Annotated in this window: 17 protein-coding genes; 5 read left to right on the forward strand and 12 right to left on the reverse strand. The window is 75.1% G+C overall.

What is annotated here, in order from left to right:
* Positions 1-138: 138 nt before the first annotated feature.
* Positions 139-1,941, forward strand: a complete 1,803-nt coding sequence (locus RM780_RS11430) for a thiamine pyrophosphate-dependent enzyme (RefSeq protein ID WP_311630527.1) — start codon at positions 139-141, stop codon at positions 1,939-1,941.
* 2 nt (positions 1,942-1,943) lie between these two features.
* Here the strand turns inward: RM780_RS11430 and RM780_RS11435 are convergent, their stop codons facing one another.
* Genes RM780_RS11435 through RM780_RS11445 form a run of 3 tightly spaced genes read right to left on the reverse strand, consistent with a single transcriptional unit; the run spans position 1,944 to position 5,321 of the window.
* A complete protein-coding gene (locus RM780_RS11435; RefSeq protein WP_311630528.1) occupies positions 1,944-2,519 on the reverse strand; it encodes a hypothetical protein in 576 nt (191 codons plus the stop codon).
* Positions 2,520-2,575: 56 nt separating this feature from the next.
* On the reverse strand, positions 2,576-4,918 hold the full coding sequence (locus tag RM780_RS11440; protein WP_311630529.1) for a hypothetical protein: 2,343 nt from the start codon (positions 4,916-4,918) through the stop codon (positions 2,576-2,578).
* A 4-nt stretch (positions 4,919-4,922) separates the two neighbouring features.
* On the reverse strand, positions 4,923-5,321 hold the full coding sequence (locus RM780_RS11445; protein ID WP_311630530.1) for a hypothetical protein: 399 nt from the start codon (positions 5,319-5,321) through the stop codon (positions 4,923-4,925).
* Positions 5,322-5,693: 372 nt separating this feature from the next.
* Here RM780_RS11445 and RM780_RS11450 point away from each other — a divergent pair, with 372 nt between their 5' ends.
* Positions 5,694-6,908, forward strand: coding sequence for a DUF6801 domain-containing protein (locus RM780_RS11450; RefSeq protein WP_311630531.1), 1,215 nt, complete (start codon positions 5,694-5,696; stop codon positions 6,906-6,908).
* Positions 6,909-7,019: 111 nt separating this feature from the next.
* Here RM780_RS11450 and glnA read toward each other — a convergent pair whose 3' ends face one another.
* On the reverse strand, positions 7,020-8,435 hold the full coding sequence (gene glnA / locus RM780_RS11455) for a type I glutamate--ammonia ligase (RefSeq protein WP_311630532.1): 1,416 nt from the start codon (positions 8,433-8,435) through the stop codon (positions 7,020-7,022).
* Between the two features lie 198 nt (positions 8,436-8,633).
* Here glnA and RM780_RS11460 point away from each other — a divergent pair, with 198 nt between their 5' ends.
* Positions 8,634-9,101 carry an RDD family protein gene (locus RM780_RS11460; RefSeq protein ID WP_311630533.1) on the forward strand — a complete coding sequence of 156 codons (468 nt, stop codon included), beginning with the start codon at positions 8,634-8,636 and terminating at the stop codon, positions 9,099-9,101.
* Between the two features lie 66 nt (positions 9,102-9,167).
* Here the strand turns inward: RM780_RS11460 and RM780_RS11465 are convergent, their stop codons facing one another.
* The 4 genes from RM780_RS11465 to lipB form a co-directional block, all read right to left on the reverse strand.
* The gene (locus RM780_RS11465; protein WP_311630534.1) at positions 9,168-9,875 is read right to left on the reverse strand and encodes a DUF4191 domain-containing protein; all 708 of its coding nucleotides are present in this window, start codon (positions 9,873-9,875) and stop codon (positions 9,168-9,170) included.
* 135 nt (positions 9,876-10,010) lie between these two features.
* A complete protein-coding gene (locus RM780_RS11470) occupies positions 10,011-10,223 on the reverse strand; it encodes a hypothetical protein (protein WP_311630535.1) in 213 nt (70 codons plus the stop codon).
* A 202-nt stretch (positions 10,224-10,425) separates the two neighbouring features.
* Entirely contained in the window at positions 10,426-11,367 is a 942-nt protein-coding gene (gene lipA, locus RM780_RS11475) for a lipoyl synthase (protein ID WP_311630536.1), read from the reverse strand.
* Between the two features lie 144 nt (positions 11,368-11,511).
* Positions 11,512-12,336: a lipoyl(octanoyl) transferase LipB gene (gene lipB, locus RM780_RS11480; protein ID WP_311630537.1), complete on the reverse strand. Its 825-nt coding sequence runs from the start codon at positions 12,334-12,336 to the stop codon at positions 11,512-11,514.
* Positions 12,337-12,545: 209 nt separating this feature from the next.
* On the opposite strand from lipB, the gene RM780_RS11485 reads away from it, so the two are divergent.
* Entirely contained in the window at positions 12,546-14,315 is a 1,770-nt protein-coding gene (locus RM780_RS11485) for a regulator (protein WP_311630538.1), read from the forward strand.
* A gap of 285 nt (positions 14,316-14,600) precedes the next feature.
* Here RM780_RS11485 and RM780_RS11490 read toward each other — a convergent pair whose 3' ends face one another.
* From RM780_RS11490 to RM780_RS11500, 3 genes are all read right to left on the reverse strand, one after another.
* Positions 14,601-15,848, reverse strand: a complete 1,248-nt coding sequence (locus RM780_RS11490; protein ID WP_311630539.1) for an FAD-dependent oxidoreductase — start codon at positions 15,846-15,848, stop codon at positions 14,601-14,603.
* 217 nt (positions 15,849-16,065) lie between these two features.
* On the reverse strand, positions 16,066-17,070 hold the full coding sequence (locus RM780_RS11495; protein WP_311630540.1) for a TIGR01777 family oxidoreductase: 1,005 nt from the start codon (positions 17,068-17,070) through the stop codon (positions 16,066-16,068).
* A 17-nt stretch (positions 17,071-17,087) separates the two neighbouring features.
* Positions 17,088-17,663: a DUF4240 domain-containing protein gene (locus RM780_RS11500; protein ID WP_311630607.1), complete on the reverse strand. Its 576-nt coding sequence runs from the start codon at positions 17,661-17,663 to the stop codon at positions 17,088-17,090.
* A 263-nt stretch (positions 17,664-17,926) separates the two neighbouring features.
* On the opposite strand from RM780_RS11500, the gene RM780_RS11505 reads away from it, so the two are divergent.
* Positions 17,927-18,835, forward strand: a complete 909-nt coding sequence (locus tag RM780_RS11505) for an SDR family oxidoreductase (RefSeq protein WP_311630608.1) — start codon at positions 17,927-17,929, stop codon at positions 18,833-18,835.
* A gap of 37 nt (positions 18,836-18,872) precedes the next feature.
* Here RM780_RS11505 and RM780_RS11510 read toward each other — a convergent pair whose 3' ends face one another.
* Positions 18,873-19,943 carry a helix-turn-helix transcriptional regulator gene (locus tag RM780_RS11510; protein WP_311630541.1) on the reverse strand — a complete coding sequence of 357 codons (1,071 nt, stop codon included), beginning with the start codon at positions 19,941-19,943 and terminating at the stop codon, positions 18,873-18,875.
* Between the last annotated feature and the right edge of the window lie 146 nt (positions 19,944-20,089).

Below are 20,089 nucleotides of genomic sequence, written 5' to 3' on the forward strand. Positions count from 1 at the left end.
GGCCGGGCCCCGCCCATGACCAGGCCCGGCCGGCCCACTCGCGTGGCGACGGGCGTTCGCCCACACCACCGCCCCAGCCCTGCCCGCGTTGGCCTAGCCCGCGTTGCGCCGCCCCCGCCGCGGGCGTGTCCTGAACCCATGGCACTCCTGGCACGCGCCGCCCACGCGGCCCACCCGACCCGCATCGCCGCCGAAGCCCTGGTGGAACGCCTCGCCGACTGGGGCGTCGACACCGTCTTCGGCCTCCCGGGCGACGGCATCAACGGCCTGATGGAGGGCCTGCGCCGGCACCGCGACCGCGTCCGCTTCCTCCTCGTACGGCACGAGGAGGCCGCCGCGTTCATGGCCGCCGGCTACGCCAAGGCCACCGGCCGCCTCGGCGTGTGCCTGGCCACCTCGGGCCCCGGCGCGATCCACCTGCTGAACGGCCTCTACGACGCCAAGCTCGACCACGCGCCCGTCCTGGCCATCACCGGCACCCAGGAGAGCGCCGTCCTGGGCACCGGCTACCAGCAGGAGGTGCCCGTCGAGCACCTCTACGCCGACGTCGCCGAGTACAACCTCGTCGTCGGCAACCCCGCCCAGCTCCCCGGCGTCGTGGACATCGCCATCCGCACCGCCCTCGCCCGCCGCGGCGTGGCCCACCTCACCCTGCCCAACGACATCCAGGTGGCCGAGGCCGGCAAGGACCCCTGGCGCAGCGTCGTCCCCGCCCGGCCGCCCGCCACCGCCCCCCTCTACCTCCCGCCGCCCGGCGTGCCGCGCCCCGAGGACCTGCGGGCCGCCGCCGAGGTGCTCAACGCCGGCCGCAAGGTCGCCCTCCTCGTCGGCGCCGGGGCCCGCCGCGCCCGCGACGAGGTGCTGGCCGTCGCCGACACCCTGGCCGCGCCCGTCATCAAGACCCTGCGTGGCAAGGCCGTCATCCCCGACGACTCGCCCTACGCGGTGGGCGGCATCGGCCTGCTGGGCACCCGACCGGGCGAGGAACTGATCGACGACTGCGACACGCTGTTCATGATCGGCACCAACTTCCCCTATACGCGGCACCTGCCGCCCCCCGGCAAGGTCCGCACCGTCCAGCTCGAGGCCGACCCCGTCCGCGCCGGCATCCGGATGCCCACCGAGGTCCCCGTCATCGGCGACGCCCGCGAGGGCCTGCGCGAACTCCTGCCCCTGCTGGACCGCAAGCAGGACCGCTCCCACCTCGCCCGCCACCAGCGCAAGATGGAGCGCTGGAACCGCAGGACCGAGGCCCTGGGCAGCGCCCGCCGCACCCCGATCGCGCCCCAGCACGTCATCGCCGCCATCGACCGGTACGCCTCCGACGACGCGATCCTCACCTGCGACACCGGAACGGTCACCACCTGGGCCGCCCGCCATTGGACCATCCGCCGCGAGCGCGAGTTCTACGTCTCCGGCAACCTCGCCACCATGGCCCCCGGCCTGCCCTACGCCATCGCGCTCCAGCACGCGTACCCCGGCCGCCAGGTCATCGCGTACGTCGGCGACGGCGGCTTCGGCATGCTGATGGCCGAGTTCCTCACCGCGGTCCACGCCCGGCTCCCGATCACCGTCGTGGTCAGCAACAACAACACCCTGGGCGAGATCAAGTGGGAGCAGATGGTCCTCGGCTACCCCGAGCACGGCGTCACCTACCGCGACCCCGTCCCCGACTTCGCCGCCTGGGCCCGCGCGTGCGGCGCCCTGGGCACCAAGGTCACCAAGGGCAAGGACGTCGCCCGCGCCGTCAAGCAGGCCCTCTCCTACAAGGGCCCCGCCCTCGTCGACGTGAACGTGGACCCCAACGAGCCCCCCATGCCCGGCAAGGTCGAGTACGACCAGGCCAAGAAGTTCGCCGAAGCCTTCGCCAAGGGCCAGCCCCACCGCACGACGATCGCCACCACCCTGGCCAAGGACCGCATCGAGCAGCTCACGGGCTGACCTCAGCCCCCCTCACACGTCCCGGGAGCGAGCCGCGCGAGGTACGCGTCCGCGTAGGGCCCGATCAACTCCCGCAGCTCCTCCCGGCGATCGGGGCCGCCCTGGGCCCAGTCCAGGCGGATCGAGACGGTGACGCCGGTGAGGTCGAGCTCCGGGGAGGAGACGCAGGCAACGTGCGTCACGGCGAAGTCCGCCCAGACGGCGGTCTCCCGGGGGCCCTCGGTGAACGACTCCGCGTCGGCCAGGTCGTAGGCGTGGTCGTACCCGAATTCATGCAGGTACGGGGCGACGCCCGGAGCGATGCCGCCGTCCGAGGAGGCGCTGGCGTCCACGGAGACGGCGGTCGTCCCGTCGACGGCGACGACGCACTCGCCCACGGGGCTGAGCGTTTCGTCCGAGTGGACGAGGAACTCCCGGACCACTTCGGCGGCCTCGCCCGGCGGGTAGACCGGGTCGTACAGACCGGCCGGGAGTTCCACGGTGCACAGCGGATTGGGGACGCTGTACTCCCGTGTCCCCTCCTCCCCGGCCCCCGAGGAACAGGCCGAGCACACGGCCAGGGCGGACAGTGCCAGCATGGCCCGACGCCACTTCACGTTGCTGCCGCCTTCCCTCGACCCCGCTCCCACGCGGGTCACCCTTCGCCGTGCACGTTGGCGATGCCGTCGTTGAAACTCGCGTCGGCCTGGAGCGCCGCCCCGTCGGTGACGACGGTGCGGTGTTCCTCGGGGACGCCGCCCCGGTCGAAAGCGTCGTTCACCGCGCCCGTGACGAACTGTTCGCGGAAGTAGTCCCGGCTCGCGCTGTACTCGCGGGACCGCTGCATCGCCGCCGTCGCCGAGTCGTCCCGCTCGAGCGTGGCGAAGATCTGGTCCGTGAGCACGCCGCGCAGCACGCCCGCGGCCTCGCCCGCCACGGGGAAACGCTCTGCGAGGGGGGCGTCGATGGCGATGGACAGCGCGCGGTCGGTCCACACGTGGACCTGGTCCACGGTCGCGTTGTAGTCCTCCTGCGCGGCGATGTGCCGCTCGTACACCGCCGTCGCCCGCGCGTCCGTCATCAGGCCCGCGATCTGGGCTCCGGGAACGACCGCGTCCGCCACCGCCGTGCGGCGCTCCTGGCGGCTCTCCCAGTCGCCGTGGACGGCCTGGTCGATCGCTACGTACGTCGTGGCCTCGTTGGCCGCCGTGACGGCGGCGTAGCCCTCCGGGTCCGTGCCGATGTCCGAGAGCATCGGGCCGACCATGTCGAAGTCCACCGCCGCGCCCTCGGGGACGTCCGGCCCCACGCCCGTCAACTCCCGTTGAACGTCGCGCATGTAGTCCGCCGCGATGTTCCCCAGCGCCGGGCGCAGGTCCGCGAAGGGCTCGCCGTCGGCGATGCGGGGCGGGTGGATCTCGGAGACGTCGTCGGAGGCGGTGTAGTCCTCGGCGAACGCGTTCCAGACCGCCTCCGCCACCGCGCGCTGGGCCTCCGTGTGCGTGCGGGCCACGCCCTGCGGCGGGGGATCGCCCGGGGGCAGGCCCGTCGCGGCTGCCTCCAGCGCGGCCTGGAGGCCGGGGCCCGGCGGCGTGGGCTCGCCCAGGCGGAAGATGCCGGGCGCGTCGGCGACATGCCGCGCGGCGGGGCCCTGGCCGATGAAGTAGTCCAAGTGCGCCTCGCCCTCCGGGCGGCCGGGGTCGAAGAAGGCCGTGACCGCCTGGGGGTTGCTGTGCGCGCCGATGCCGAGCAGCCGGTCCACGAGGTCGTTCTCCGGCTCCCGGGGATCGGCCCAGCCGGGCAGGGGCCGCCCGTCCTCCCGCGTCGTCACGAACCGGTCGTCGTTCCAGATGCCGGGCTGCTCCCGCTCCAGCGCGATCAGGTGGTCCGCGGTCTGGTGGAAGAACTGGTCGTCGATCGGCAGGCGCGAGGCGTCCAGCAGGTCGAACGCCGCGTCGTAGCCGACGCGGCCGTCGGCGGTGCGTTCCCAGTCCGGGCCGCGGAACAGCTCGCGGGCGCCGGCCTCGTGGAAGGCGTCGTACCGCTCCCGGTAGGCCCGGCCCTCCGGGGTGGCCAGCCACGCCTCGAACGCCTCCGAGCCGGGCGGCGCCGAGGACATGTCGCCTGCCGGGGCGAGGGAGGCCGACAGGGCCGTGCCCAGGCCCTCGCGGAGCGCGGCCGAGGTCTGTCCGTCGCCGTCCGCGGCCCGGTCGACCCGGTCCGGGAGACGGAGATAGGCGTCCATGCCCAGGGTGTCGACCAGGTGGGCGGCGAAGAGGGGGTTCTCCGCGTGCAGGGCCAGGAGGCGGTTCATCGCCTCCAGGTCCCGCTCGGTCAGGTCCTCCCGCCGGGCGAGGCGCGCGAACGCCTCCGCGTCGCCGGTGAGCAGCTCGGCGTAAGCCTCGCCCGCGTCCGCGAACGGCGAGGCGGCGAACGCGTTCCGGCCGTCCGGCCCGCTCCGCTCGGCCAGCTCCGTCAGCGCGCCCGAGGCCAGCCGGTCGCACTCCGCGGCCAGCCGCAGGTGCTGCCGGATGCGGTCGCGCACCTCCTCCATGGCTGCCACGACGCCCTCGGAGAGCGGGGCGCCGAGGGTCTGCGCGCCCGTCAGCGTCAGGGCCCGGTCCTCCTGCGGGTGCACCTCGCCTGCCGGGTCGATGTACACCCCCCGGGCGGCGGCCGTCTCTGCCACCTCGCGCAGCGCGGCCTGCTGCCGTGTCAGGTCGGCGTGCAGGCGATCCAGCACGCTGTGCACCGCGTGCGCCTGCTCGTGCCCGGCCGCGAACCCGCGGCCGGTGGCGACGACGAACGGCCGGGTGACGTCCGCGTTCCGGCCGCGCCAGTCGGCGCCGAGGGCGCGGCCCGCCATGTCGTGGCGGGCGGTGGCGTACATCTCGGCCAGGGCGTCCCGCACGCGCTGCCACCGCTCGGCGGCGGCGCGGAGCGGGCCGAGGTCCGCGTCGAGCAGCGCGGCGTAGGTGAGGCCGACTCCCGTGGGCACCGGCTCACGCCTCCCCTGGGCCGGCCGGCCCCTCCGGGGGCACGAGACCGAACAGGGTCAGCAGCCCGGGGTCGGGCCCCGCGCCGTCGAGCGCGGCGGCCGTGCGGGCGATCCGCCCCTGAAGGTCCCCCTCCAGCGCGGCGTGCGTGGCGGCGGTCATCCCGAGGTGTCCGGCGATCCGCTCGCAGTCGCGGCCCAGCGCGGCCACCCGGCCCCGCCACCGGTCGCTCAGCAGCAACAGAGCCTGGCCGCTGGATAACTGGCCTGCCGTCAGGGCACGGCCCGCCTCGTCGGTGTCCTCCAGGGCGGCCGTCGCGCGGGCCGGTAATTCCTGGGAGAGGCCGAGCGCGGCCCGCTCCACGGGTCCCAGCTCCTCCGCGCTGACCGACAGGTCAGAACCCACCGCAATGCCCCCCGCCTCGCGCACCGAACGTCCGCCGCGTGTGCCGCACCGCGCATGGTAGCAGCGCACGGTGACGCCAGGGTCGCCGTGCGGAAGGGGCCGCGGGGCCGGGGACTTGCTCGAACGGTTCACCTCGGCCGTCACCAAGAGGCTCCTCGGGGGCGGGCTTGCTCATCCGCGCACAACGTGGGGCGTGGGGCCTCTCCGTGGCCGCAGATCGGGGGCGCGGATCTTGACCGGGTCGTGGGGGGCTGCCTAGCTTGCGAGCTGACTGACGGGGGAGCAGTTTTCCTGCGCCGATTCTTCACGTTCCGGAGTGCAAGGTTCCGGCCAGGGCACGGCTTCGGCCCCGGCCGGCAGAAGGGACCGAGTGTGATCGCAAAGAGAAACAGAGCCGGCGCGTGGCGGCGGCCGGGGGCGGTGGGGCTCCCGGCCGTGGCCGTCCTCGCCACCGGCGCCACCGGCCTGGTCGCCCTCACCGGCGGCCCGGCCGCGGCCGAGCCGGTGACGGTGGACGTGTCGTACGTCTGCGAGCTGCCCGAGGTGGGCGAGCGGACGGTGTCGGTGGCCGTGACCGCCGACCTGCCGCAGGTCGTGGCGGTGGGCGAGGTGACCGGGCCGATGGCGCTGTCCGCCGAGTGGGAGCTGGACGCGGCGACCGCCGCCGACCTGACCGCCGCGGGCATCGGCGGCTTCGGTGAGGGCAGCGCGGAGACCGAACTGACCGTCACCGCGCCGGGGGTGAACCTGCCCCTGCGGGCGCCCACCACGGTGACCGGCGACGGCCACGGCTTCACCGCCCAGGCGGAGGTGCCGCCGCTCTCCTTCAGCGAGGCGGGCGAGAACTCGCTGGCCCTGGGCGCCTTCGACGCCGAGATCCAGCTCCTGGACAACGGCGGCTACCCCTACGGGTACGGCCCGGCCGCGATCTCCTGCGTCCTGGCCCCGGGCGAGGACGGCCTCCTGCCGGGGTGGGCCACCGTCCACACCGGCGAGCCGCCGGCCGGCGAGGAGACCTCGGGCGGGATCGAGACGCCCGCCCTGCCCCCGGCGACCGGGCCCGACGCCTACGGCTACGACCTGGAGGGCACCGTCCACATCCGCGAGGACGGCGAGGGCGTGCCGGTCTCCGGGTACCTCGACGGAACGCTGGACCCGGCCACCGGCGTCTTCGAGGGCCAGACCCGGGTGCGGCCGACGACCGTACCGCTGACGCTCCTCGGCTTCATCCAGATCTCGGCCGAGGTCCGCTTCGAGACCGGCCCGACCACCGGCACCTACCTGAACGGCGACTTCGTCACCGAGACGCCGGTGGAGATCCTGGTCCCGTCCATCTCCATCTTCGGCCTGCCGGTCGGGGGCGGCGAGAACTGCCGGATCTCCGAGCCGTCCACGCTGCCGCTGTCCAACACGGACGGCACCTTCACGCCGGCCGGCGGCGGCACCGTCACCGGCGTCTACGACGTGGCCCCGCTGGAGAACTGCGGCCTGCTGACCCCCCTGATCAGCGCCATCGCCACCGGCGACGACTTCGGCGCCGAACTCACCCTCACCCCGGGCGACGGCATCCCCGACGACCTGCGCTGACGGCGCCTCCCGGACAACGGCCGGGGCGGCGGGACGCCTTCGCGTCCCGCCGCCCCGGTCCCGGTCTCTCACCTCCGGCCGGGGGTTCACCCTCCGGCCGGAGGCCGTCCGTCACACGTCGAAGTACAGCTCGAACTCGTGCGGGTGCGGGCGGAGCTGCATCGGGGCGATCTCCTTCTCGCGCTTGAAGTCGATCCAGGTCTCGATGAGGTCCGTGGTGAAGACGCCGCCGGCCAGCAGGTACTCGTTGTCCTCCTCCAGGGCCTCCAGGACCGCCGGGAGGGAGGTGGGGACCTGCGGCAGCTCGGCGTGCTCCTCGGGGGCCAGCTCGTAGAGGTCCTTGTCGATCGGCTCCGGGGGCTCGATCTTGTTCTTGACGCCGTCCAGGCCGGCCAGCAGCAGGGCGGCGAAGGCCAGGTAGGGGTTGGAGGACGGGTCGGGGGCGCGGAACTCGACGCGCTTGGCCTTCGGGTTGGACCCGGTGATCGGGATGCGCATCGCGGCGGAGCGGTTGCGCTGCGAGTAGACCAGGTTGACCGGGGCCTCGAAGCCGGGGACCAGGCGGTGGTAGGAGTTCACCGTCGGGTTGGTGAACGCCAGCAGCGAGGGCGCGTGCTTGAGGATGCCGCCGATGTAGAAGCGGGCGGTGTCCGAGAGGCCGGCGTAGCCCTGCTCGTCGTAGAAGAGGGGGTTGCCGCCGGACCACAGGGACTGGTGGACGTGCATGCCGGAGCCGTTGTCGCCGAAGATCGGCTTGGGCATGAAGGTCGCGGTCTTGCCGTTGCGCCAGGCGACGTTCTTCACGATGTACTTGAAGAGCATCAGGTCGTCGGCGGCGGCCAGCAGCGTGTTGAACCGGTAGTTGATCTCGGCCTGGCCGGCGGTGCCCACCTCGTGGTGCTGGCGCTCGACCTTCAGGCCGGCCTTCATCAGCTCCAGGGTGATCTCCGCGCGCAGGTCCGCGAAGTGGTCCACGGGCGGGGCGGGGAAGTAGCCGCCCTTGTAGCGGACCTTGTAGCCGCGGTTGCCGCCTTCCTCGATGGCGCCGGTGTTCCAGGCGCCCGCCTCGGAGTCGATGTAGTAGTAGCCCGCGTTGGACTTGGTCTCGAACCGCACGTCGTCGAAGACGTAGAACTCCGCCTCGGGGCCGAAGTACGCGGTGTCCGCGATCCCGGAGGAGGCGAGGTACGCCTCGGCCTTCTTCGCCACGTTCCGCGGGTCGCGGCTGTACGCCTCGCCCGTGATCGGGTCGTGGATGAAGAAGTTGATGTTGATGGTCTTGTCCTTGCGGAACGGGTCCACCCGGGAGGTGGACAGGTCCGGGACGAGGGCCATGTCGGACTCGTGGATGGCCTGGAACCCACGGATCGAGGACCCGTCGAACATCAGGCTCTCGGCCGGATCGAACGCCTCGGCCGGCACCGTGACGTGCTGCATGATGCCCGGCAGGTCGCAGAAGCGGACGTCGATGAACTTGACGTCGTTGTCCGCGATGTACTGGCTGATCTCGTCGGCGTTTCGGAACATCCGGTGTCCTCCTAGACCGGCCCATGCGGAGCCGGAAAAACGTGCAGCTCGGGAGCGGCCCAGTGCGTGGGCCTGCCGGGGCCGACCCTAAAGACCGGCCATTTCTCGGGCGTGACCCATTTGTTTCGCCGATGTTAACCGGACTTCTCAGACGATACCGCCGACGGGACGGCGGACCCGCCGCGCTACGGTGGAGGCGTGGACAAGCGGCAGGCAATCGGTTCGTGGCTCTCCGGACCCCGCGCGGCGGCCGAGGAGATGGGTGTCGACTTCGGGTACCGGGGTCAGCGCCTCGGCCTGCCCGAGGAGGGGCCCGGCTCCATTGCGCCGCTCGGGCGACGGCTCGGGGCGATCTTCGTCGACTGGGGCATGTGCGCGCTGATCGCATACGGTCTGCTCGCGAACGGCGAGCCGGCCGCGGCGAGCAACTGGACGCTGCTCGTCTTCGTCGTCATGGGCGTGCTGACCGTCGGGACCCTGGGCATGACGCCCGGCAAGCGCCTCTTCGGGCTGCGTGTCCTGGACCTGTCCGGCGGGCGGCTGAGCTTCCCGCGGGCCGCGCTGCGGACGTTCCTCCTGGCCCTGGCCATCCCGCCGCTGGTCTTCGACCGCGACGGGCGGGGCCTGCACGACCGCTTCTCCGGCGCGGTCCAGGTCCGCGCCTGAGGCGCCCGCCCCCCTTCGAGGCCCCCGGCTCCGAGACCCCCCGGGCGGACCGGGGGGCGGGTGGGCTCAACGGCGGCGCTGGACGTTCCCCTTCGGCATCCGCATGCCCTTGGGCATGGGCCCCTTGGGCAGCGGCATGTTCGACATCAGGTCGCCCATCGCGCGCAGGCGGTCGTTGACCTCCGTGACGCGGGGGCCGGCCAGCACGCGGGGGTACTTCAGGATCGTGGAGCGGAGCTTCTTCAGCTCCACCTGGCCCTCGCCGTGCCCGATGATCACGTCGTGCACCGGCACGTCGGAGACCACGCGGTTCATCCGGCGCTTCTCGGCGGCGATCAGGGTCTTGAGGCGGTTGGGGTTCCCCTCGCCGACCAGAACCACGCCGCACTTGCCGACCGCCCGGTGGACCACGTCCTGATTCCGGTTGATCGCGATGGCGGGGGTGAAGGCGATGCCGCGGCGCATGTTCTCCAGGACCGCGGCGGCGGCGCCGGGCTGGCCCTCCATCTGGCTGAACGCCGCCCGCTCCGCCCGCCGTCCGAAGACGATGGCCGTGGTGAGCAGGGAGACCAGCAGGGCGAGGATGCCCAGGTAGACCGGGTGCCCGATCAGGAAGCCGATGCCCAGGACCACGGCGAAGCTGCCGAGCCCCACACCGGAGATGATCCAGCCGATCCAGCGGTCGCCCCGCCGGGTCATCCGGTAGGTCAGGGCGATCTGCTTGAGCCGCCCGGGGTTCTCGGAATCCTGAGCTTCCGTGTCCTTCCTCGCCATGGCCGCAAGTCTACGGGCCCGCGGCGGCGCCCGGCCCCACGGGGCGGGAAGCCCGGGGAAAGACCCGGGAACGCCCCGAGGCGCGCTCGGGGGCGCCCCGGGGGAACTCCTGGCGGGGAAGTGGCCGGGAGGGGATCAGGAGGGGCGGGAGCGCGGGGCCGGGCCCACGGGCTGCGCGGCCCGCAGGGCGCGCTCGGCGTCCAGCCGGGCGGCGGCCCGCACGCGGTCCTCCTGGACCGCGGCCCAGGCGTTGTGCAGGGCCGTGCGGCGCCCGCCGCGCAGCAGGCGCTCCTCCAGGGCGCGCAGGGCGTTGCCCACGGTCGGGCGGGGCGGTCCGACGAGCTGCATGGGGGCTCCTTCCCTGGGCCGTTCCCCCGGGCGGTGTGACGGTCGGGCTCCATGGTGCGCCCGCCGTGTTACCGCACCGTGACCCCGGGGTCAAAGCCGGTGAAACGGCCGGAGGCGGGCCTCCCCGGGGCGTTTCCCCCGGGGAGGGACACGGGCGATAGGGGCGCGGCGGAACGAGGGGGCGGGCGGCGCGGGCCGCGGCTCAGGCCGCCCGCGGGTCCGAACGGCGCTCCAGCGCCTGCCGGTACAGGCGCCCGGCCCGGTACGAGGAGCGCACCAGCGGCCCGGACATGACCCCGGCGAAGCCGATCTCCTCGGCCTCCTGCTGGAGCTCGACGAACTCGGCCGGCTTGACCCAGCGCTCCACCGGGTGGTGGCGGGGCGTCGGCCGCAGGTACTGGGTGATGGTGAGCAGCTCGCAGCCGGCGGCGTGCAGGTCGCGCAGGGCCTCGCCGACCTCCTCGCGGGTCTCGCCCAGGCCCAGGATGAGGTTGGACTTGGTGACCAGGCCGGCCTCGCGGGCCAGGGTCAGCACGCGCAGGGAGCGCTCGTAGCGGAAGGCGGGGCGGATGCGCCTGAAGATCCGGGGCACCGTCTCGACGTTGTGGGCCAGCACCTCGGGCCGGGCGGCGAAGACCTCCTCCAGCTGCTCGGGCACGGCGTTGAAGTCGGGGATCAGCAGCTCCACGCCCGTGCCGGGGAGGGCGGCGTGGATCTGGCGGACCGTCTCCGCGTAGAGCCAGGCGCCGCCGTCGGGCAGGTCGTCCCGGGCGACGCCGGTGACGGTGGCGTACTTCAGCTCCATCTGCGCCACCGACTCCGCGACCCGGCGCGGCTCGTCGCGGTCGAGCTCGGCGGGGCGGCCGGTGTCGATCTGGCAGAAGTCGCAGCGCCGTGTGCACTGTTCGCCGCCGATGAGGAACGTCGCCTCGCGGTCCTCCCAGCACTCGAAGATGTTGGGGCAGCCCGCCTCCTGGCAGACCGTGTGGAGGCCCTCCCGCTTCACGAGGCCGTGCAGCGCCTGGTACTCCGGGCCCATTTTCGCCCGCGTCTTGATCCACTCGGGCTTGCGCTCGATGGGGGTCTGGCTGTTCCTGGCCTCCAGGCGCAGCAGCTTGCGGCCGTCGGGTGCGACAGCGGACACGTCCGCCTCCTAGCGCTTGCTACGACATGCGATCTACGGCATGCGACTGTTCTGCGGGTCATGCGGGTGTTGCGGGTCGTGCGGTCTTGCGATTCCTCGGCTGGATCCAGCCTACGCCTTCGGTATGCGGAGTCCGGAGGCGGTTCAGACGGCCCGGGGCAGGGGCACCGAGGTCTCCAGGACCTCCCGCAGCCGCTTCTCCACGACCGGGACGACCTCGGTCACCGGCACGTCCCGGCCCAGCTCCTGGGAGAGCGAGGTGACGCCCGCGTCGCGGATGCCGCAGGGGACGATCCGGTCGAAGAAGCGGTTGTCCGGGTCGCAGTTGAGGGCGAAGCCGTGCATCGTGACGCCCTTGGCGACCCGGATGCCGATCGCGGCCACCTTCCGGTCCTCGTTGCGCTGGCCCGCGTTGGAGGGCGCGTACTCGGGGCCCGAGAGGCGCGGGTCGAACTCCTCGTCGTGCAGCCGGGGGTCGAAGTCCAGGGAGAGGCCGCCGAGCCCGGCCGGGGCCGTTCCCCCGCCGGCCGCCGCGTCCGCGGTCGCCGCGCCCCCGGGAACCGCGTCCCCGAGCACCCACACGCCGCTGCGGCCCTCGACCCGGGAGGTGGCCAGGCCGAAGTCGGCGCAGGCGCGAATCAGGGCCTCCTCGAGCCGCCGTACGTGGGCCACCACGTCCACCGGCCGGGGCAGCTTCAGAATGGGGTACCCCACGAGCTGGCCGGGGCCGTGCCAGGTGATCTTCCCGCCCCGGTCCACGTCGACCACGGGGGTCCCGTCCAGGGGGCGCTCGCTGTCCTCCGTGCGCCGGCCCGCGGTGTAGACGGGGGGGTGCTCCAGCAGCAGGCAGGTGTCCGGAATCTCCTCCGCGAAGCGCGCCGCGTGGATGCGCCGCTGCTCCTGCCAGGCCGCGTGGTAGTCGACGGCTTCCGCCCCGAAGCCGAGATGGACAAAGCGCAGGTCGCCCACGACGTGGCACCTTCCTTCTCGTACACAGGCTCGTACACACGCTCCACGTGCCGAGTCCACTCTATGCCCGCCGCCGCGCCATTCCCCCCAGGGCCCCGGGCTCACACATATGGATGAATCCTCGCTCGGGAAGCCGATGAAACCGGGCAGGACCGTTACATTCACGCCGTTCCAGCCGCACAGCCGTAAGGCAGGAGACCGCATAGCCGATGTCCACGGAACGACCCGGAGGCCCGGCCTCCTCCTCGCCCGCCGCCCCGCCTTCCCCACCGCCGTCCCTGACGGCACCCGCACCGCCCGCCCCCTCGTCCGCGTCAACCTCCGCGACGGCCGCCCCGCAGCCGCCGGCCCCCGGCTCCGGCCCGGGCCCGGCCGCGGGCGGGCCGCCGGGGACGGGCGCCGCGCCCGGCTCCCCGGCCCCGCCGCGCACGCCGAACCGCCAGCTCGCCGCGCTCATCGCCGAGGCCGGCTTCTCCCACGCCGGCCTCGCCCGGCGGGTCGACCAGCTCGGGCTCGAACACGGCCTCGACCTGCGGTACGACAAGACCTCGGTCACCCGCTGGCTGCGCGGCCAGCGCCCGCGCGGCACCACGCCCGCGCTCATCGCCGAGGTGTTCACCCGGCGCCTCGGCCGGCGGCTGTCCGCCCAGGACCTCGGCCTGGAGGCGTGCGCGCCGGTCTACGCCGGCCTGGAGTTCGCCGCGAGCCCGGCCGAGGCGGTGGACATCGTCGCCGGGCTGTGGCGCAAGGACACCGGCAGCTACGCCGAGCTGCGGAAGATCGCGTTCACCCCGGCCGGGCTCGTGGTGCCAAGCCGGGACTGGCTGATCGGCCGGCCCGACGAGCGCGTCGCGCGCGGCGAGCCGGGCGCCGACGCCCCGCCCGCCGTCCCCGGCCGGGCCCCCGGCGAGGCCGGCCCCCCGGCCGCGGCCCCGCCCGGCCCCGTGCTGCGGCTGCCCGAGCAGGTGCGCGGCCAGAGCCGCCCGCCCGCCGGGCCCGTGCTCCCGGGCGCCCGGCGGCCCGTGACGGCCGCCCGGCCCTCGCGGATCCTGGACCGCGTGGAGCGCGGGCCCGGCCAGCGCGTCACCCCAGGGGACATCGCCGCCCTGCGCTCGGTGGCCGACCTCTTCCGCACGCTCGACCAGGCGTACGGCGGCGGCCACGCCCGCCAGGCCCTGGTGCGCTATCTGGAACACGAGCTGGAGCCGATGCTGCGCGGCTCCTACGGCGAGCAGACCGGACGGCGGCTGTTCTCGGCCGCCGCCGACCTGACCCGGCTGGCCGGGTGGACCGCCTACGACATCGCCGCCCACGGCCTGGCGCAGCGGTACTTCGTGCAGGCCCTGCGGCTGGCCCAGGCGGCCGGGGACCGGGGCTACGGCTCCTACGTCCTGGTCTCCATGAGCCGCCAGGCCGTCTACCTCGGGCACGGCCGCGAGGCCGTCCAGCTCGCCCGCGTCGCCCAGCAGGGCATGGCCTCCACGGTCCCGCCCGTGGTGCAGGCGCTGCTGCACGCGGTAGAGGCCCGCGGGCACGGCCTGCTCGGCGAGGTCCGCTCCTGCACCGCGGCCCTGGCCCGCGCCGAGCGCGCATTGGAGGGCACCCGCTCCGGCGAGGACGTTCCGCCGTGGGCGCGCTTCTTCGACGAGGCGCAGCTCGCCGACGAGTTCGGGCACTGCCACCGCGACCTCCAGCAGTTCCGGGCCGCCGCGCGGCACGCCGAGCGCTCGCTCCAACTGCGAGGGCCGGGGCAGGCGCGCAGCCGCCTGTTCTGCCGGGTGGTGCTCGCCTGTGCCCGCCTGGGCCTGGGCGACGTGGAGAACGCCTGCCAGCTCGCCGCCGAGGCCGCGGCGCAGGCCGCCGAGATGCGGTCCGTGCGGGCGCACGAGTACCTCCAGGACTTCGAGCGACGCCTGGAGCCGTTCCGCGACGCGGCGCCCGTGCGCGCCTACCGGGAGAAGGTGGCCGCCCTGGGGTGAACGCGCGCGGCCCGGCGCGCGGCCCGCCCGCCGGGGCCCGCCGCGGCGACCGGGCGTGCCGCCCGGTGCCCTCCCGGCCGGCAGCGTGCCGGTGCGCGACGGCCTGCCGCGCTGTCCCGTCCGGTGAGGGAGCGGTGGGTGCCGTCCGGCCGGAGAACGTCCCGACGGGGGGCCGTCCCGCGAGGGCACGGTGCGCCCGGGAACCCTGGGGAGCGTCCGGCCGGAGGCCGTCCCGCCGGGGCACGGTGCGTGCCGGCCTGTCGGGTGCAAGGCCGTCGCGGCGGCTCAGCGCCCCGCGAGGTCCTTCAGGAGGGCCTGGACGGCGCGGGCGGCCGAGGAGAGGTCGCCGGGAGGCCCCGGCACGTCGCGGTGGTCGCCGCACACGTAGAGGCCGTCCAGCAGGCGGGCGCGGCGCACCGCCGGGTAGGGCGGCGGCGCCGCCGGGAGGGCCTGCGGGTCGTGGTGGACCGCCAGCAGCTCCCAGTCGTCCGCCGGGGCCTGGTGCATCGCGCCCAGCTGGGACCTGGCGGCCTTGTCCAGCAGCTCGGGCGGCTCCGCGGCCCGCTCGCCGAGCACCACCGAGGTGACCAGCGTCCGGCCCCCGGGCGCGCGGGAGGGGTCGGCGGCCGAGGCCGCCACGCTGTGGGTGACCGGCCCGCGGTCCGCGGCCTCCACCACCAGAGCGGCGCCGGAGGGCAGCGCGCCGGGCGCCGCGTGGTGCAGCACCGTCACCGGGCGGAACGCCGGCACCCGCAGGCCGGGCAGCAGCCGGGCGGCCTCGGCCGCGCCGGTGGCCACCACCACCGCCCGGCAGCGGAACGTCCCGTGCCCGTGCGTCGTCACCGCGGTCGTCGACACCTCCGTGGCGCGCACGCCGGTGCGCACCGTGCCCGCCGGGAGCCGGGAGGCCAGCAGCTCGGGCAGCGCCCCCGCGCCCCCGGCGGGCAGGCTCAGGCCGCCGCGCGCGAAGGACCGCAGCGCCAGGTCCCCCAGGCGGCTGGAGCTGTCCAGCTCGGGGTCGTGCAGCAGGGCGGTCAGCAGCGGGCGCAGCGAGCGCTCGGCTATGCCGGGGGGTATGCCGCGTGCGGACAGGGCGCTGGCGGCGGTGAGTTCGGGCCAGGCCCGCAGCCGGGCCTCGGGGCAGTGGCGCAGCCGGGCGAGGCTGCTGTGCAGCCAGGCGTGGTCGTCGGCCTCGTCCCCCGCCGGGGCGGCGCCCCCGACGCGGTGGGTGCGCCCGGCGCCGCGCAGCAGCACGCCGCCGCTGAGGCGGCACAGGCGCAACGGCCGGGGCAGGGCGGGCGTTCCGGGCAGCGGGAGCTGGCCGGTGCGGTCCAGGCGGAATCCGTCGCGGTGCACGGTGGCCATCCGGCCCCCGATGCGGCCGGTGGCCTCCAGCACGGTGACGCCCAGGCCGGCGGCGGTCAGCCGGCCGGCGGCGGCGAGTCCGGCCGTTCCCCCGCCGACGACGACCACGTCGGTGCGGCGGGCGGGGCGGGGGGCGTGTGGGGTGGGGTGCGTTCGACGCGTGAGCACGTGGCCTCCCGGTGAGGTGGTCGGTGCATCCGAGCGGTGGCCGCCGGGCCCGGGGGATGGGGACCCAGCGGTTCTCGTGCCCGCTCGCGGGCCGGGCAATGCCCGGACCGGTGCTGACCATCTCACGCCCGCCGAAATGCGTCAGAGCGCACGCAACGGGCATGGGCGCACACCGGTGGCACGCGGGGCGCACGACGGCGCGAAGGCCGGCCGCGCGTCAGGGGCGCCCCCCGGCCAGCGCGGCCTGAACCGCGTCCGTGACCGTGGGGTGGGCGAAGGTGAAGCCGGCGTTGAGCAGCCGCGTGGGCAGCACCCGCTGGCTGCCCAGCACGTCCCCGGCGAACTCCCCGAGCACCACCCGCAGCACGAAGCCCGGCACGGCGAAGACCGTGGGGCGGCGCAGCGCGCGGCCCATCACGCGGGTCACCTCGCGGTTGGTGGCCGGCTCGGGGCCGGTGAGGTTGACCGGCCCGGACAGCGGCTCGGCGCCGTCCGGGCGGGCGTCCATGTCCAGCAGGAAGGTCAGGGCCGCCAGGTGGTCGTCCAGCGAGATGGCGCTCCAGTACTGCCGGCCGCTGCCGATCCTGCCGCCGATCCCGGCCCGGAAGATCCTGAACAGCGGTCCCCAGGCCCCGCCCGAGGCCGCCACCACCAGGCCGGTCCTGGCGAAGACCGTGCGCACCCCGGCCTCGGCCGCCGGGGCGGCGGCGGCCTCCCACTCCTGGCACAGCCGCGCCAGGAAGTCGCTGCCCGGCGGAGCGTCCTCGTCCACGGCCCGGTCGCCGGTGTCGCCGTAGTAGCCGATCGCGCTGCCGCAGACGAAGACCCGCGGCGGCGTCTCCTGCGCGGCGATGGCTGCGGCCACCGCGGCCGTTCCCAGGACGCGGCTGTCGCGCAGCTCCCGCTTGTAGGCGGCCGTCCAGCGCCGGTCGGCCACGCCCGCGCCCGCCATGTGCACGACAGCGTCGCAGCCGGCCAGGGCCGCGACGTTCCGCTCGTGCTCCCGGCCCGAGGGGTCCCAGTACGCCTCGTCGGCCTCGCGCGGCTCGCGGCGCACCAGCCGCACCACCTCGCGGCCCTCGGCGCGCAGCGCCCCGGCCAGCGCCCCGCCGATCAGGCCCCCGGCGCCGGTGACGGCAACGCGGCGGGGCGCGGGCGGCGGCGTCCGCGGCGCGGGGTCGGTGCCGGGCACGGCGGAGGAGGGAGGGACCTCGGAACTCATGGGCCCATCCTGGTCGATCACCGCCCGACCGGGCCACCCGGGGCCTCGCCACCCGCCCCGGCCGAGGGCTCGTGCATCCGCTCCCACAGCCGCGGATAGGCCGCGGCCAGGGCGGCGTCGTCCTCGAAGTCCACCGGGTCCCCGGCCGGTTCGCGCGGCGCCTCGGGGAGCCCGAGGGCGGGGAGCTGGTCGCCGGTGAGCTGCTCGTAGGCGTCGTACGCGGCGTACCCCAGCTCCTCCGCCTCGCCGTCCGTGACGGGGTCGAAGTCCACCGGCAGCAGCGCCGCCAGCTCGTCGGGCGCGCTCAGCGTGCCCTCGAAGACCTGCCGGCCCTGACTGATCAGCCAGCAGCGGAAGTTCTCGAACGTGTCGTCCCCCACGCCGCCGCCCAGCAGCACCCAGGCCGCGCCCCACACGTCCCACCGGTAGGCCCGGTTGAACCGCGCCTCGAAATGCCGGGCGAAGTCGGTGACGGACTCCGGGTCCAGACCCGCCAGCCGCTCGACCAGCAGGTCGGCGTGCGCGTCGGGGTCGCCGCCGCCCGTCGCCTCGCGGGTCTCGTCCACGATCTCCCAGAAGTCCGTTTCGTCCATCCTCACGGCTTCAGCATCCGCGCTCCCGGCGCGGGCCGCACCCGCACACGGAGCCGTCCGGGGAGCGGCGGGGAGGCGCGTTCGGCGTGCCGCCGGAAAAGCGGACAGAAGATGTCGGGTTTCGGTGCGAGGGTCGTTCCCGGAACGGCGGGCACGGCCCGCGGGCGGTCGCACGACGAAAGGCGCGGAGAGTGACGGAACGGCAGACGGCGGGGACGGGGACCGGGACGGGCAACGCCGGGGGCGAGGGCCGGCGCGGCGGCCTGGACGGCGCGGTCACGCTGGTGGCGGGCGCGACACGGGGCGCGGGCCGGGCGATCGCGGTGCAGCTGGGGGCGGGGGGCGCCACGGTGTACGTCACCGGTCGGACGACGCGCGCGGCGGTCAGCGAGGTCGGGCGCAGCACCGAGACGATCGAGGAGACCGCCGAGCTGGTCACGGCGGCGGGCGGCCGGGGGATCGCGGTCCCGACCGACCACCTGGAGCCGGAGCAGGTGCGGGCGCTTACCGAGCGGATCGACCGCGAGCAGGGGAGGCTGGACGTTCTCGTGAACGACGTCTGGGGCGCCGACCACCTGCTGGACGTGTCCTTCAGCACCCCGATGTGGGAGGTCGGCCTGGAGGCGGGGCTGCGGATGTTGCGGCTGGGCGTGGAGACGCACATCGTCACCAGCCACTTCGCGCTGCCGCTGCTGGTGCGGCGGCCCGGCGGGCTGGTGGTGGAGGTGACGGACGGCACGGCGGAGTACAACCGGTCCTACCGCGAGCACTTCTACTACGACCTGGCCAAGAACGCGCCGATCCGCATGGCCCTGGCGCTGGGGCAGGAGCTGCGGGCGGCGGGCTGCACGGCGGTGTGCGTCACCCCGGGGTGGCTGCGGTCGGAGGCGATGCTGGACACGCACTTCAAGGTCACGGAGGAGGACTGGCGCGCGGGCACCGCGCAGGACCCGAACTTCGGGATCTCCGAGTCCCCGGTCTTCGTGGGGCGCGCGGTGGCGGCGCTGGCCGCGGACCCGGAGGTCGCCCGCTTCAACGGCCGTTCCCTCTCCAGCGGGGGGCTGTCGCGGGTCTACGGGTTCACGGACGCGGACGGCTCGCGCCCGGACGCCTGGGGGTACCTCGCGGCGCTCGCGGCGGGCGGCTCCCCGGACCCCGAGGACTACCGGTAGGCCCGGTCCGGGCCGGCTCGCGAAGGGCCGGCCCGGGCTACTCCGCGTCCTCGGCGTCCTCCGTGTCCTCGGCGTCCTCCGTGTCCTCGGCGTCCTCCGCGTCCTCCGCGTCCTCCGCGTTCTCCGCGTACAGCGCCGCCGTGCGGCGGGCCGCCCCGGCGAGCCGGGCGCGCAGGGCGGGCGGGGCCAGCACCTCGGCCTCCGGGCCCAGGGAGAGGAGCTGGGTGCAGGCCACCTCCTCCGACTCCACGCGCAGCGTGAGCGTCACCCGGCCCTCCGCGTCCGGCGGGCCCGCGGAGGCCAGGGCCTCCCCGGCCGCCGCCCGGTCCGTGACGAAGCGCAGCGCCCGCGCGCCCGCGGGGGTCAGCCGCAGCCGGACCTCCGCGCGCAGGATCGACCGGGCGAAGGCCGCGGCCCGCTCCGCCCAGAAGCCGGGCAGGTCGAAGTCCTCGTCACGCTCGAAGCGCCCGGGCCCGGGCTCGGCGGCCGTCAGCCGCGCCACCCGGTACACCCGGAAGCCGGCATTCCCGTTCACGCCTCCCGGCACCCGCGCCGCGAGATACCACGCCCCGGCCTTCAGGACCAGCCCGTACGGCTCCAGCAGGCGTTCCACCTCCTCGCCGTCGCCGCGCCGGTAGCGCACCTCCAGCGGCCGGTCGTCCCAGACCGCCTCGGCGACGGCCGGGAGCAGGCCGGGCGTCTCCGAGGGCTGCCACCAGCCGGGCGCGTCGAGGTGGAAGCGCTGCGCCGCGCTCGCCGGCGCGTCCCGCAGCTCGGGCAGCAGGGCGGCGGAGACCTTCAGGCGGGCGGCGGAGGCGGCGTCGGCCAGGCCCATGTCACGCAGCGCGCCGGGGACGCCGGAGAGGAAGAGTGCCTCGGCCTCGCCGCGGCCCAGCCCGGTGAGGCGGGTGCGGTAGCCGCCGACCAGCCGGTAGCCGCCGGTGCGCCCGCGGTCGGCGTAGACGGGGATGCCGGCCTCGGAGAGCGCCAGGACGTCGCGGCCGACGGTGCGTTCGGAGACCTCCAGTTCGGCGGCCAGCTCCGCGGCGGTCATCGTCCGCCGGGTCTGGAGCAGCAGCACGATCCTTATCAGCCGGGCAGCGCGCATGGCACCATGATGGGCAACCGTGAGGGCCGGGTCCCGCGTTTGGCGCGACGAACGGGACCCGGGCCCCGGGTGCGAGCCGCGCCGCAGGGCAGGACAGGGGCTGTGCGGCGCGGCTCGCTTTTCCTTCTGGACTCTATGCCCCTGAT

This window comes from Streptomyces boetiae, from assembly GCF_031845405.1.
In the GTDB taxonomy this organism is placed as follows: Bacteria; Actinomycetota; Actinomycetes; order Streptomycetales; family Streptomycetaceae; genus Streptomyces; species Streptomyces boetiae.

Excerpts from the sequence above, each read along its gene's own strand:
- RM780_RS11470 (WP_311630535.1), bottom strand. The coding sequence starts at position 10,223 with ATGCAGCTCGTCGGACCGCCCCGCCCGACCGTGGGCAACGCCCTGCGC.
- RM780_RS11510 (WP_311630541.1), bottom strand. The coding sequence starts at position 19,943 with ATGCGCGCTGCCCGGCTGATAAGGATCGTGCTGCTGCTCCAGACCCGG.
- glnA (WP_311630532.1), bottom strand. The coding sequence starts at position 8,435 with ATGTTCCGAAACGCCGACGAGATCAGCCAGTACATCGCGGACAACGAC.
- RM780_RS11435 (WP_311630528.1), bottom strand. The coding sequence starts at position 2,519 with ATGCTGGCACTGTCCGCCCTGGCCGTGTGCTCGGCCTGTTCCTCGGGG.
- RM780_RS11465 (WP_311630534.1), bottom strand. The coding sequence starts at position 9,875 with ATGGCGAGGAAGGACACGGAAGCTCAGGATTCCGAGAACCCCGGGCGG.
- RM780_RS11430 (WP_311630527.1), top strand. The coding sequence starts at position 139 with ATGGCACTCCTGGCACGCGCCGCCCACGCGGCCCACCCGACCCGCATC.
- RM780_RS11500 (WP_311630607.1), bottom strand. The coding sequence starts at position 17,663 with ATGGACGAAACGGACTTCTGGGAGATCGTGGACGAGACCCGCGAGGCG.
- RM780_RS11485 (WP_311630538.1), top strand. The coding sequence starts at position 12,546 with ATGTCCACGGAACGACCCGGAGGCCCGGCCTCCTCCTCGCCCGCCGCC.
- RM780_RS11495 (WP_311630540.1), bottom strand. The coding sequence starts at position 17,070 with ATGAGTTCCGAGGTCCCTCCCTCCTCCGCCGTGCCCGGCACCGACCCC.